At 69.1% G+C, this 12820-nt stretch carries 13 protein-coding genes, 1 pseudogene and 1 riboswitch; of the genes and pseudogenes, 4 read left to right on the top strand and 10 right to left on the bottom strand.

Annotated elements, in window-relative coordinates; genetic code table 11:
- Window positions 1-296 precede the first annotated feature (296 nt).
- From AC1MBE_RS12225 to AC1MBE_RS12200, 6 genes and pseudogenes are all read right to left on the bottom strand, one after another.
- Window positions 297-1358 (bottom strand): annotated as a pseudogene (locus AC1MBE_RS12225) (EamA family transporter); the annotation flags it as partial.
- A gap of 27 nt (window positions 1359-1385) precedes the next feature.
- Window positions 1386-1931 (bottom strand): hypothetical protein, encoded by a 546-nt coding sequence (locus AC1MBE_RS12220; protein ID WP_479778596.1) that lies wholly within the window; start codon window positions 1929-1931, stop codon window positions 1386-1388.
- 115 nt (window positions 1932-2046) lie between these two features.
- On the bottom strand, window positions 2047-2574 hold the full coding sequence (locus AC1MBE_RS12215) for a SixA phosphatase family protein (RefSeq protein WP_479778594.1): 528 nt from the start codon (window positions 2572-2574) through the stop codon (window positions 2047-2049).
- A gap of 57 nt (window positions 2575-2631) precedes the next feature.
- Complete coding sequence (locus AC1MBE_RS12210) at window positions 2632-2835, bottom strand: dodecin family protein (protein ID WP_146335814.1); 204 nt, start codon at window positions 2833-2835, stop codon at window positions 2632-2634.
- A 304-nt stretch (window positions 2836-3139) separates the two neighbouring features.
- Window positions 3140-4009, bottom strand: a complete 870-nt coding sequence (locus AC1MBE_RS12205) for a winged helix-turn-helix domain-containing protein (protein ID WP_479778592.1) — start codon at window positions 4007-4009, stop codon at window positions 3140-3142.
- Window positions 4010-4550: 541 nt separating this feature from the next.
- Complete coding sequence (locus tag AC1MBE_RS12200) at window positions 4551-4985, bottom strand: hypothetical protein (protein ID WP_479778591.1); 435 nt, start codon at window positions 4983-4985, stop codon at window positions 4551-4553.
- Window positions 4986-5232: 247 nt separating this feature from the next.
- On the opposite strand from AC1MBE_RS12200, the gene AC1MBE_RS12195 reads away from it, so the two are divergent.
- The 3 genes from AC1MBE_RS12195 to AC1MBE_RS12185 all read left to right on the top strand — a co-directional run bounded on the left by AC1MBE_RS12195 (window position 5233) and on the right by AC1MBE_RS12185 (window position 8771).
- Entirely contained in the window at window positions 5233-5973 is a 741-nt protein-coding gene (locus tag AC1MBE_RS12195) for a response regulator transcription factor (protein WP_479778589.1), read from the top strand.
- Between the two features lie 21 nt (window positions 5974-5994).
- The gene (locus AC1MBE_RS12190) at window positions 5995-7545 is read left to right on the top strand and encodes a HAMP domain-containing sensor histidine kinase (RefSeq protein WP_479778587.1); all 1551 of its coding nucleotides are present in this window, start codon (window positions 5995-5997) and stop codon (window positions 7543-7545) included.
- 292 nt (window positions 7546-7837) lie between these two features.
- Window positions 7838-8020, top strand: a riboswitch (cyclic di-AMP (ydaO/yuaA leader).
- The gene (locus tag AC1MBE_RS12185; RefSeq protein ID WP_479778585.1) at window positions 8019-8771 is read left to right on the top strand and encodes an aggregation-promoting factor C-terminal-like domain-containing protein; all 753 of its coding nucleotides are present in this window, start codon (window positions 8019-8021) and stop codon (window positions 8769-8771) included. (Overlaps the previous riboswitch by 2 nt.)
- Window positions 8772-8912: 141 nt before the next feature.
- Here AC1MBE_RS12185 and AC1MBE_RS12180 read toward each other — a convergent pair whose 3' ends face one another.
- The 3 genes from AC1MBE_RS12180 to AC1MBE_RS12170 all read right to left on the bottom strand — a co-directional run bounded on the left by AC1MBE_RS12180 (window position 8913) and on the right by AC1MBE_RS12170 (window position 10914).
- Window positions 8913-9290 carry a glyoxalase superfamily protein gene (locus AC1MBE_RS12180; protein WP_479778583.1) on the bottom strand — a complete coding sequence of 126 codons (378 nt, stop codon included), beginning with the start codon at window positions 9288-9290 and terminating at the stop codon, window positions 8913-8915.
- Window positions 9291-9423: 133 nt separating this feature from the next.
- Window positions 9424-10059: a uracil phosphoribosyltransferase gene (gene upp / locus AC1MBE_RS12175; RefSeq protein WP_346960434.1), complete on the bottom strand. Its 636-nt coding sequence runs from the start codon at window positions 10057-10059 to the stop codon at window positions 9424-9426.
- Window positions 10060-10071: 12 nt separating this feature from the next.
- A complete protein-coding gene (locus AC1MBE_RS12170) occupies window positions 10072-10914 on the bottom strand; it encodes a phosphatase PAP2 family protein (RefSeq protein ID WP_479778581.1) in 843 nt (280 codons plus the stop codon).
- Window positions 10915-10985: 71 nt separating this feature from the next.
- On the opposite strand from AC1MBE_RS12170, the gene AC1MBE_RS12165 reads away from it, so the two are divergent.
- Window positions 10986-11489: a nucleoside deaminase gene (locus AC1MBE_RS12165; RefSeq protein ID WP_479778579.1), complete on the top strand. Its 504-nt coding sequence runs from the start codon at window positions 10986-10988 to the stop codon at window positions 11487-11489.
- A gap of 33 nt (window positions 11490-11522) precedes the next feature.
- Here the strand turns inward: AC1MBE_RS12165 and AC1MBE_RS12160 are convergent, their stop codons facing one another.
- A complete protein-coding gene (locus tag AC1MBE_RS12160; RefSeq protein ID WP_479778577.1) occupies window positions 11523-12764 on the bottom strand; it encodes a DNA glycosylase AlkZ-like family protein in 1242 nt (413 codons plus the stop codon).
- Window positions 12765-12820 lie beyond the last annotated feature (56 nt).

The raw sequence follows: 12820 nt of genomic DNA, 5'->3' as shown, positions 1-12820 counted from the left end.
TTCAACCCGGACCCTAACGCGTTGTCCACCAACGTGGACACCGAGCATCCGGACCTGTACTTCTACCTCGCGGCTGCCGCGGGAGCGGTGACGCTGCTCCTGCTGCTCGCCGGCACCGTCGTACCCGGCCGCCGCCCCGCACCGCGGCCCGGTTACGCGTCCCGGCGCCCGGCTTCAGCGTCCAGTGGGACGGCACCCCGCAGGCCCGTTGCCCGCGGGACAGCAACTTCCGCGGCACGCGGGGCAGCACCGCACTCGTCGGCACCGCGTTCCCCGGCAGCACGGTCCGCCACGCCGCGGTCGTCGGCAGCACGGACCCCGGCTGCGCGGACGCCCGCACCCGCCGCAAAGCGCCCGGCGTCGCCGTCGTCCAAGCCGGCCGCCGCGGCGCCGCTCAAACCGGCCGTCAAACCGGCGGCCAAGGCGCCTGCCCGCCCCGCCGCCAAATCCCCAACCCGGCGCTGACCGCCCCGGCCCCCGCCGTTTCGCGGGCCCGGTCCCCGCAGCACCGCGGTCGCAACCCCGGCCAGGAGCAGCAGTCCGCCGGCTACTTCCGCCGCCGAGGGCACCTCGGACAGGACCAGCCACGCCGTCGTCATTCCCACCACCGGGACCAGCAGCGTGAAAGGAACAACGGCGGAGGACGGATACAGACCCAGCAGGCGGTTCCAGATGCCGTAGCCGATGAGGGAACCGAAAACGGCGGTGTAGAGCGCGCTGAGCATCGTCACCGGCTGCAGCCCCAGCAGCGCCTCCGAGACGGCGGCCGGCCCGTCCACCAGCAGTGAGAGTCCGGCAAGCGGCAGCGGCACGACGGCGCCGGACCACACCACGAGCCCCAGACCGGACGCGGCCTTCGCCTTCCGCGCCACAATGTTGCCCCCGGCCCAGGACAGCGCGGCGGCCAGCACAATGATCAGTGGCAGGACAGGGGCCACGAGGCTGCGGCCCACGGCCACGACGGCGAGCCCGGCAAGCCCAAGCACGACGCCGGCGAGCTGGCGGCGGGTGGGCCGCTCGGCGAGGATCCCGGCCGCAAGCAGCACGGTCAGCAGGACCTGGGCCTGCAGCACCAGCGAGGCCAGGCCGGCGGGCATGCCGAGCGCCATGGCCAGGTAGAGCAGGCCGAACTGGCCCGCGCTCATCAGGAGCCCGACGCCGGTGATCGCCTTCCAGCTGACGTCGGGTTTGCGGATGAAGAAGATGCAGGGGAACACCACGAGGGTAAAGCGCATGGCCACGAACAGCAGCGGGGGCATCTGCGCCCCCTCGGGGTGCAGGCCAAGGTCAATGGCGACGAAGTTGACGCCCCACAGGACGGCGACGAGCAGGGCCAGCCCGGAATGACGAGAGGTCACCGCGCCGGCCGCTGCCGCGTCAGGGCCTCAGAGATTGCGCGGCCGTTCACCGTGCGGGCCGTCGCTGTCGCGGCGCTCCGCCGGCGTGTCCTCGCGGATCCCGGCGGTGTCACCGGCGCCAGCCGTGTCTGCCGGGCGGGTACGGTCGCCGCGGTCCCGGCGGAGTTCCTCCTGCGGCTGGGCATCGTGGGGGTGGGAGTCGTGCGTGGCGTCCTGGGTACGGTCGTCATCGTGCTTGCTCGTCACGACGTCGGGATCGACCTCATCGGCCTTGCGGAGCTGGTCCTGTGCGCCGGCACGGACGGTTTCGGCCTCCTGCTGCGTGCCAAGGGCCTGACGGCGGAGGCGTTCGGCTTCCACTTCGGCTGCCTTGGCGTCCGCATCCGCCCGGGCAGCCTTCGCCTCGTGCTCCCGCGCGGCCAGCTGGTCGGCTTCGGCCTTTTCGCGCATTTCTGCGGCGCGGTTCCGGTCCGCGACCGTCTTACGTTTGCGGCTGAGATTGATTACGACAGCGACGATCGCGAGTACCACCACGATGCCGACGATGATCCATACAAGCTGTCCTGAATCCACGGTGATCCACCTTTTCCCTCGGTCGCTAAGAAAACACCATCAGTAAAAGCAATAACAGCATCAGTAAACAACACAATCAGTGGGCTGACCATTGACCGGTCCGGCACGCGGGCTGCTACTTCGCCCGGGGGACCTTGAAGTGGGTCAGCCGCGCGTCCTGGCCGTCGAGCTCGGCCCAGGACTTCTCCGTCTCGAAGACCGTCAGGCCGCTGGTGGGATAGCGGGTGGCCGCGTCCATGTAGGCGTCATGGTTGGAGTCCCGGGAGGCCAGATGCATGGCGAGGTCCTGCACGCCGGGCATGTGGGAGATCACCATCAGCGTCGTGACGGTGTCCGGGACGTGGTTGATGACCGCCAGCATGCGCAGCGCCGAGGCGCCGTAGAGGCCTTCCTCGAGTTTCGGCGTCGGGGCCTTGTCCCCCAGCGCACTGCACACCCAGGTGCAGGTCTGCCGGGTCCGCAGGGCACTGGAGCAAAGGATGAAGTCGGGGACCACACCGTGCTTGAGGAGCCATTTCCCGGCCAGCGGCGCCTCCCGGTGCCCGCGCTCTTCGAGCGGCCGTTCGTGGTCGGCGACGCCGCCGGGCCAGTCCGCCTTGGCGTGCCGCATGAGCACCAGCCGTTTGATGTGATGCGCGCTCATGGCTCAATCCTAGTGCGGGCCAGCTTCGCCACGAGCGCGCTCCACGGCTGACGCCCCTCAGTCGTCCAGGACGAACGTCACTTCCAGCACCACATGCCAGGCCACGACGGCGCCGTCGCTGATTTCGACCTTCTGCTCCTTGACCCAGGCGCCGGTGACGTTCCGCAACGTCTTGTTGGCCCGGTCGACGCCTTCCTTGATCGCGGCATCAAACGATGTCTTGGAGTTGGAGCTCAGGGTAGTAATACGTGCAACAGACATGTTTCCTCCCAATAGTCGGATCGACGGGTCCGAGACTACGCCGACGGCAGGAATCACAACAGAGTCCAAAGCCGTGGAGGCACCGGCGGCGGCTTCGCCTAGCAGCTTTCCGTCGACTGCGAGCGCTGAAGCGCAGCGGCACATCCCGAAAGCGCCGTTGTTGCGTGAGCGCCGCCGTCGGATCCCTGACCGAGCGCTGCGAGGTTAGGGGACGGCGGCGCGAGCGCAGGCGCCGAGGGATCGTGCCGCGAAAGCGAAAGCGCCCGTCCCACGAGAGGGACGGACGCCTTGCGAGAAGCCAGAGCTAGATGGAGTATTCCGGAGCGGCCCAAACTACGACTTCGGGGTGCTCGTAGAACCGGTAACCCTGGCCGCGGACGGTACGCACGGTGTTGGCGAGCCGGCCCAGCTTGGAGCGCAGCCGGCGGATGTGCACGTCGATGGTGCGCTCGTTGGGCACCTCTTCGGCGTTGCGCCACAGGCCCTCGAGGAGCTCGTCGCGGCCCACGGTGCGGGTGCCGTTCTCCACGAGGTAGTTGAGGAGCTCGAATTCCTTGAACGTGAGGTTCAGCGATTCGCCGTCGAGCGCCACTTCGCGGCGGGCGAGGTCGATCAGCACGCCGGACGGGCGCGGGTCCTGCGGCTGCTGCAGGCGTGCGTTCTCGGCGCGCTGGCGGGCACCGGCGGTCGGGTCGCCGAAGGTGGACCGGACGACGTCGAGAGCGGAACCCGGCGCGGAGGCCGGGGCGACGGCGACGGCGGCGTAGCTTTCGGCGCCGGACACCAGGGACTGGGCGTAGGCGCGGATTTCCTGGGCCAGCTTGGCAATGGAGGTCCCGGCGGCGGCTGCGGTTTCCTCATCGATGCCCATGTAAAGCACGAAGCCGCGGGCCACGTTGTCGTTGGGCACGGGGCGGACCGCGCTGCCGTTGTTGGGTGCGATCACCGGCGTCGGCGCGGTGGACGGAGCCGATTCCGCGGCGGGGACGGCGCGAAGCTGGCCGTAGGAGTTGGGGTTGTAGCCCTGCGCCGCGTAACCGGGGGCGGGGAAGCTGTTGCCGGAACCGGCGGGGCCGAAGCTCGGGCGGCCGCCGAAGCCCTGGCGGAGGCCGGTCTGGCCGGCCTTATTGGCGTTACGGACGGAGATGTGGACGTATCCGGATGCAACTGACATGGAATGCTTACCTCAATGTGAATGGCCGTCATCGCGGCTCGAATGCTGATTCCCCGCAATGAGAACTGGGGAGGGGCGCCCGACGCTGGGCTGGGGGCGAATGCCTAGAAACGTTCTGGGGTGTAGAAGTTAGGCGTGCATTCGACAACAGGGCATCTCAGTACCAGCTGGTGCGCTGATCCAGGAAGCTGCGGCTGCAGGTGCTGTTGAGTTCTTGTTCACAATTGAAGTGTGCAACGTAACAATAAGAACTAGCAAGTAACAATGGACGTGAAAGTCCGCATCGTGAGACGAAAAGCGTGATTGTAGCGCAAATCACAATTCTGGCGGGCGGCAGAAAACTGATCGGTTGAGCCGAGCAGACGAACCAAAAGCGGCAATCTCCGAATATTATTCGTCTTCATCCCGCTTTGGCGGGAAAGTGTTCACTGTAAGGACCGCTAACGGAATCTCCCCCGCGCTGACTCCGGCGCCGCTGCTGGTCCACGAAGTGGTCACGCTGCCGGGCCACGGGGACCGTCAGCCGCGTACGCGGCGGCCGTCAGTTGGACTCGCCGGTGGCGGTGGCCGCCACAACCTGGACGGACGACGCCGTGTAGCCGCTCCCGGCCTTGGCGGCGACCACCCGCACGGTCCCGCCGGCGACGATGTCCGCCACGCTGAGCTGGGTGCCGGCGCCGGTCCCGCCGGCCTGCTGACGTCGCTGTTGCCCGCTGCTGACCACCACATCGCTGCCCAGGGCGTAGCTGCGCGTGAATCCGTCGCTGCTCTTGACAGTGACCGAGGACGAACTCACCTCGCTAACGGTCCCCAACTGCTCGGCCATGGTGGTGTACTCGCTTCCGTTCAGGACGACGTATTCGGCATGCACCGCGGAGGACAGCCCGCTGGCCATTCCGCCCACGCCGCCGGCGGCGAAGTCGTCAGGACCGCCGGGTCCGCGCCCGCGACGGCGAGCCCCCGTTTGAGGGTGCACGGCTTCTCCCCGGAGATCCGCGGGGCCGCCCCCGACGGCGCAGCCTACCCAGGGGTGGCCCTGGCTGTGACCTTCCCCGGGCCCCTGCGCCACCGTGCAAGACCTGCGGGAGGGGGCTGCGGGCGGGAGCCGCGGCGAATCGGTCCCGGCGCTCCCCGGGCAGCATCCAGCTCGGTAGTCTGGGATTCACAGGTGCCGCACAGGGTTCCCAAAGCCGCGCCTCAACGGCAGATCGGAGAGTCGTCCCATGGCCACTTCGCACTCCATGACCAACAACCTCCCCCAGCTGACGCACCCGGACGGGTCCCCCATCCGCGCCCTGGTGGTGGACGACGAGCCCAGCCTGTCCGAGCTTATGAGCATGGGGCTCCGGATGGCCGGCTGGTCCGTCGCCGTGGCGGCCGACGGCCCGGCCGCGGTCAAACTCGCCAAGGATTTCCGCCCCGACGTGCTGGTCCTGGACGTGATGCTCCCCGGGTTCGACGGCGTCGAACTGCTCAGCCGCATCCGCGCGTTCGCGCCGGAAGTTCCGGCGCTGTTCCTCACCGCGAAGGACGCCGTCCAGGACCGCATCACCGGCCTGGCTGCCGGCGGCGATGACTACGTCACCAAGCCTTTCAGCATGGAAGAGGTCCTGCTTCGCCTACACCGCCTGGTGCAGCGCTCCGGGGTCGCCGCCATGGACACCGCCGAACTCGTGGTGGGTGACCTGGTGCTCAATGTCGACACCCGGGACGTCACACGGGCCGGCGAGGAACTGCATCTGACCGCCACACAGTTCGAACTGCTGCGCTACCTCATGGAAAACCCCAGACGGGTCATCAGCAAGGCCCAGATCCTGGACCGGGTCTGGGACTACGACTTCGGCGGCCAAGCGAACATCGTGGAGCTCTATATCTCGTACCTCCGTAAGAAGATCGACGCCAAGCACGCACCGATGATCCACACCGTGCGCGGCGCCGGCTACGTGCTGAAACCGGCGGACTGATCCGTGCCCACACTTTCCGGCGTGACCCCCGTACCCGGGCACGACTGGCGCAACCCGTCCACGTGGCACCTGCGCACCCGGCTGGTCCTCGTCGCCATGGGACTGCTCGTGGCCATCTGCGGGGCGGTGGGGGTGTTCAGCTACGCCTCGATGGACGTCTTCCTCACCCAGCAGCTCGATAGGCAGCTCGCGGGAGCCGCGCACCGTTCCAGCGAGTTCGGCCGGCCGGAATCCGACAACCCGGGCGGCCGCCCGGACCCCCTCGAGGCCCGGGGGCAGGGCATCGGCACGCTCAACGCACGCGTGCTGAACGGCACCGTGGCAAGCGCCGGTTTCCTCGCCGGAGACGCCACCCGCGAGAGCCTCTCCTCGGCGGACAACGCCGTCCTCCTGGCGCTCACCCCGGACGGTGCGCCCGTGAACCGCAGCCTTTCGGCCGGCGACTACCGGCTGACCGCGGTACGGGCCCCCTACGGCGACATAATTGTCACCGGACTCCCGCTGGCGGAAAAACAAAACACGCTGGCCTCGCTCGTGTGGACCCTGGGGGTGGTGTCCGCGGGCGGCCTGGTCCTGATCGGCCTCGCCGGCACCGCCGTCATCCGCCGCACCATGAAGCCGCTGGAACAGCTCTCCGAGGTGGCCACCAAGGTCTCCCGCCTGCCGCTGGACGCCGGCGAGGTGGCGCTGGGGGTGCGGGTGCCGGCGTCGGCCGCCCATCCGGGAACCGAGGTGGGCAGCGTGGGTTACGCGCTGAACCAGATGCTGGAGAACGTTTCCAGCGCCCTTGAAGCGCGGCAGGAGAGCGAGATGAAGGTGCGGCAGTTCGTGGCCGACGCCTCGCACGAGCTCCGCACACCGCTCACCGCCATCCGCGGCTATACGGAGCTGATGCGGATGACCGAACACTTCACGCCCGACGGGGAAAAGTCCCTGGCCCGGGTCCAAAGCCAGTCCGAGCGGATGACCACCCTGGTAGAGGATCTGCTGCTGCTCGCGCGCCTGGACGAGGGGCAGCCGCTCAAGCTCACCGAGGTCGACCTCACCCAACTGGCCGTCGAGACGGTGAGCGACGAAAAAGTCATGGCCCCGGACCGCATCTGGCAGCTGGAACTCCCGGGCGAGCCCGTGCTGGTGCGCGGCGACGCGGCCCAGCTTCACCAGGTCATCGCCAACCTCCTCTCCAACGCCCGCAAGCACACGGAGCCGGGGACGAAGGTGGTCACGGGCGTCACGCGGTCGGCGGACGGCAGCGCCGTGGTCACCGTGACGGATAACGGCACCGGCATCGCCCCCGAATTCCTCGGCCGCGTCTTCTCCCGCTTTGCCCGGGCCGACGCCGCACGCACCAACCCGGCGGCCGGATCGGCCTCCCGCCCGTCGCCCCGTCCTGGGGGCGCGACGGCGGGCACGACGGCGGTGGCGACGGCGGCGTCCGAGGGAACCAGCGGCCTCGGCTTGTCCATTGTGCAGTCGATCGTGGCGGCGCACGGGGGAACCGTCGAGGTCACGTCCCGGCCGGGCCGGACGGAGTTCGCCGTCCGGCTGCCCGCGGTGCCGCCGACGGCGTAGCCGGTCCGGACTTCCACAGCCCCCGCAACACATCCTGACCGCACCGGACCCGGCTGACACGCAACTCCCGGGTGGTCCGCACACCCCCGCCCCGCCGTTTCGACGGTTCCGTGCCCGTCCGACGCTTAGCACCATCGAAGCCGCAGGGAACCGTCGAAACGGGCCTGCCCGCCACGGACCCGAAGGCAAGACGCCACTCCGCCGCGGGGGTGTGCCGTTACCTAAATGTGACATCTGACTGGAAGTCCGGTACCGTTTTAGGGTGCGGTCATCGATCTAGCCGCATATCCGGGCTGACGCCAAACTCTGCCGCTTCCCGGATTCCCATGGACCAGGCAGAGACGGGGAACCCAGAGTTCCCGGGCATTCTGCATCCATGCACCCTTGGGGTTAAGCCGCCACGTCGAGATTCCGTGCGGCCGGATTTCGCATCCGAACCCGACAGCTAACTCCGTAGGCGTTGAGAGGCGAACATGACTGAATTCAAGGCTCCCGCGCGCCCAGAAGGCGCTAAACGCACGTCCGACGCCGAGAGCGCCCGCCACCGGGCCGAGCCGGCGAAGCGCACTTCGGCCCTGTCCCGCGCCGGCCTCAGGACAAACGGCAAGCGCGCCGCCGTCGTGCTATCCGCTTTTGCGGTCCTGCTGGGGGCAGGCGCCGCGGGCCAAGCGTCCGGCACGGCCGCGCACACCGCCGACGCGGCCAAGGACACTGCCGCGTCGCTGCAGACCCTGGACTTCGAACGCGTCGGCAGCAACGCTCCTGCATCCCCGGCCGCCGCGAACGTGGAGGCCCAGGCGGCCAAGGTCGCGCCCGCCAAGGCGAAAGCCCCGGCCAAACCAGCTGCCAAGGCCCCGGCCCCGAAGGCCAAGCCCGTGAAGGCCCCGGCGCCCGCTCCGGCGAAGCCGGTGGCCGTCGACGACCCCGCCGGCGCGCAAGCCTATGCCGCCGCCCAACTGCCCGCCCACGGCTGGGCAGCCAGCGAGATGCAGTGCCTGCTGAAGCTGTGGACCAAGGAATCCGACTGGAAGACCACGGCCACGAACCCCAGCAGCGGCGCCTACGGGGTGGTGCAGTCCCTGCCCGCCGAGAAGATGGCCAGCGCCGGCGCTGACTACCGGACCAACTACCGGACCCAGATCAACTGGGGCCTGCAGTACGTGCAGGACCGCTACGGCTCACCGTGCGGCGCCCTGAACTTCCACTACGCGAACAACTGGTACTAAACCACACGCACCGCGGGCCTTGGGCCCGCTAGAAGAAGACCCCGGATCCACAGGATCCGGGGTCTTCTTGTGCCGGCCACGGCACGGTGCCCCAATGCCGGCTGCGGGCAGTGGCACCCACCTGCGGGCAGTAGCGGACGCCTAGCCGGCGGAACGGTTGGGGATGTATTGCACCGCCCATTTGTTGCCGTCGGGATCGGCGAAGTACACGAAATGCCCCCACTCCTGGACGTCGACGTCACTGACGTCCACACCGTTGTCCTTGAGTTGCCGGTGCGCCGCCTGGATGTCGTTGACCACCAGTTGCAGGCTGGGGGCGGTTCCGGGCGGGGCATCGTTGAGGCCCTCGCCAATCGCGATCGAGCAGCCGGAGCCCGGCGGGGTCAGCTGGACAAACCGGATGCCGTCCGAGGGGCGTTCGTCGTAGTCGGCGTTGAAGCCAACCTTGTTCACGTAGAAGTCCTTGGCCCGGTCCACATCGGACACGGGGACGAACACGAGTTCAAGTTTCCAGTCCATGGGCACAGGCTAGTCCCGGACGCAGGCCGCCGGAACCCTTGACCTTCGAAGGCCGTGAACGGGACCGGCGGTGCGTGCATGCGCCCGGCCCTGGACCGGCGGCGCCTTGACCTTCGGCGCTACACGGTGCGGCTTAGACGGCGATCCCGTACAGGCGGTCTCCGGCGTCGCCCAGGCCGGGCACGATGTAGGACTTCTCGTTCAGCTTCTCGTCGATGGAGGCCAGCACAATGGTCACGTTGGCGTCCGAGAGCTCTTCCTCCAGCTTGGCCAGGCCCTCCGGGGCGGCCAGCAGGCAGATGCAGGTGACGTCGGAGGCGCCGCGCTTGAAGAGGAACTTGATCGCCTCGCGCAGCGTGCCGCCGGTGGCCAGCATCGGGTCCAGCACGAAGATCTGGCGGTCCGTCAGGTCCTCGGGCAGGCGCTCGGCGTAGGTGATGATGTCCAGCGTCTCTTCGTCGCGGGCCATGCCCAGGAAGCCCACTTCGGCGGTGGGGACCAGCTTGGTCATGCCTTCCAGCATGCCGAGCCCGGCGCGCAGGATCGGGACCACCAGCGGGGTGGGTTTGGTGAACGCGGTGCCGATGGTGGTGCTGACCGGCGTCTCGATGGTCACCGGTTCGGTGCGGACGTCCCGGGTTGCCTCGTAGGCTAGGAGGGTGACGAGCTCCTCGGTGAGCTGGCGGAAGACCGGGGACGGGGTGTTCTTGTCCCGCAGAACGGTGAGCTTATGGGCGACCAGCGGGTGGTCCACAACGAGAGTGCGCATGGGTCAAAACTATCACCCGGACGCCGAGGACCGTCCCGCGGAGCCGGGGGTATCGGCGTCGGCGGCGGCACCAGCGGCGGCGTCGTCCGGGGCGGGGTCGCGCAGGTGCGCCTCGTTGTCGAACGTCGGCGCGGGGCCGGTGTGCTCGCGGTGCCGCAGCACATGGAACAGCCGGTGGGCCAGGATCACGATTCCCACCCAGCCCAGTCCCAGCGCCCAGCCGAAGATCACATCGGTCATCCAGTGGTGGCCCAGAAAGACGCGGCTCATGCCCATCAAAAAGATGAACACCGCGCCGGCCGTGATGAAACCCACGCGGGCAATGGTGCGCTGCACCTGCAGGCAGGCAAGGTAGACCACCAGCCCGATCACCACCGTGGTGTTGAGCGTGTGGCCGCTGGGGAACGACGGCGAATCCTCGTAGGGCGGCACCGCGTCGGCGTGGTCGGGGCGGGTCCGGCCGATCAGTTTTTTGCCTACCGTCGTGGCGGTAATCGACGCGGCGGCGGCGCCCCCGATCAGGATCAGCGGCCGCCAGGTCCGGGAGACCCAGATCAGCCATGCCGTCAGGATGCTGGCCAGGATCGGCATGCCGATGCCGCCGCCAATGTTGGTGAAGCCGGTGACGAACGCGTCCAGGCCGGGGCTGCGCAGCTGTTGCATGAACCCCAGCGTGGGCTTGTCCAGGCTGGCCAGGCCGGCGTCGTCCACGACGTCGTCGTAGACTTCCGCGCTCGTCAGCGCCAAGGCGACGACGACGACGCCGCCGATCAGCATCGTGATCCACAGCGCGGCGTACGGGACCACCCACCTGCCCCAGCGCCGCATCAGCCAGCTCTCAGTCTTGGTGCTCAATGCCGTCTCCCGACTTCCCGGTGCACCCGCCAGGTGCACAGCTTGCTTAGTGTCGAAACTATCATTGAGCCATGACTACCCCCGAGCCCCGCCATGCCGAATGGATGGGACTGGCCCTGGCCGAGGCGCGCCGGGCGCTGGCCACCGCGGACGTGCCGATCGGCGCCGTCGTGATCGGCCCGGACGGTTCGGTGCTGGGCGCAGGACGCAACGAGCGGGAGGCGCTCGGGGACCCGACGGCGCACGCCGAGATGGTGGCGATCCGGGAGGCCGCGGCCCGGCTGCGTTCGCGCCGCGCCCTGGCGGGCCTGCACGACGACGGCTGGCGGCTGGAGGACTGCACCCTGGTGGTGACGCTGGAACCGTGCGCGATGTGCGCCGGCGCCGTGGTGCTGGCCCGGATTCCGCGGGTGGTCTTTGGCGCCTGGGACGAGAAGGCGGGGGCCGCCGGCTCCGTCTTCGACATTCTCCGCGAGCGCCGGCTCAACCATTGGGTGGAGGTCTACGCCGGGGTCCGGGAGCAGGAGTGCGGCTCGTTGCTGCGGGATTTCTTCGCCGGCCACCGAGGCGCCTGATGCTCCCGCGCCTCACTTAGCGCGATTCCACGGCTACCGCTCGGCGGTGGCCGTGGTGGACGCCCGCAGCGCGTCGATCCGCTTCTGCCGGGACGCGGGCGAGTCCAGGCTGAAGGCGCGGAAATCGCCCAGGTCCTCCCTGATCCAGGCCTCCACCTCGGCGATCCGCTGAGTCACGGCCGCCGTCGGTGTGCCAAACACCCAGGCGGCGAGCTCCTCCCGGCCCGGATCGTACTGCCACAACCCGATGATCCGGCCGCGGTCCACGATGGGATGGTCCGGCAGGTCGGCCTGCAGCGCGAGCGAGCCCAGCGCCTTTTTGTCCTGGTCCTCCGCGGCCAGCAGCTCCGCCGCGTTCCGGCGCAGCAGCACCAGCGAGTCGGTTCCGGCGAGCAGCTGGATTTGTTCCGCGGCCGGTTCCTCGAAGGCGGCGAGGCGGTCGACGTCGTCGGGCAGCATCCAGAGCGGGTCCCCGCCGGCGGCGGTAGGGACCTCGACGGCGTCGACAGCGGCGAGCGCCGCTTTGCTCTGCGCAACCGTGAAGCCGGTGAACCACTGCGACTGTTTGAAGGTGGCTCCTCCGGTCCAGCCGAGGTAGCGGCGGATCAGTTCCGCGCGGATTTCCTCGTCACCGAGCGTGCTCGGCGACAGCCCCCACGGCTCGTAGGCGTAGCGCTGCTGGTCCAGCCGGCCATTGGCGGGGACGCGGCGGATCCGCCCGTCCGCCTGCAGGATGCCCAGCGCGGTGGGCAGCGTGGTCGTGGCACCCTTCTTCTTGCCCTCCTCGCCGAGGTTGCGAACCGAATCGCCGAGTTCGTCCTTGAGTTGCCGAGGGTCCATGGGCACTCCCGCTTCGGCGAGGGCATGCAACACCTGTTCCTCCAGCAGCGCAATTTCGCCCCGGTCCACCCCGAGCCGGCCGGCGACCTTGAAGCTTGCCTCGGCGCCGTCCCGTCCCAGCCGCAGCGCCCAAGCGAAGTCGTCGGCGCCCAGCACGTAGGTGCAGCCACGCGCCGTCGGGAGTTCCAGGATCCGGTGCGCCAGGACGTCCCGGTCCACCTGCCCGCGCCGGATGCCGGCCCGGGCGAAGAGCGTCAGGTACGGGTTGGCGCCGCCCACGGACCGCGCCCAGCCGGCCCGGGCGAACACCTGTTCGGCTGTGCACCCGGCCAGCGAGCCGTCCAAGCCCTGCCGGTGCCACGACCAGGCGCGCAGCCGTTCAAGGGTGAGGCTCTCGGCGGGCGGCAGTTGCACGGTCATGGGCTCGGTGGTCATGGGGTCATTCTGCACCAGCTTCCCCGGCGGCGGTATCGATCCCGGGGTCCGTTTTC

Source organism: Arthrobacter sp. BG5, assembly GCF_056680155.1.
This window is presented reverse-complemented; position numbering and strand designations above follow the sequence as displayed.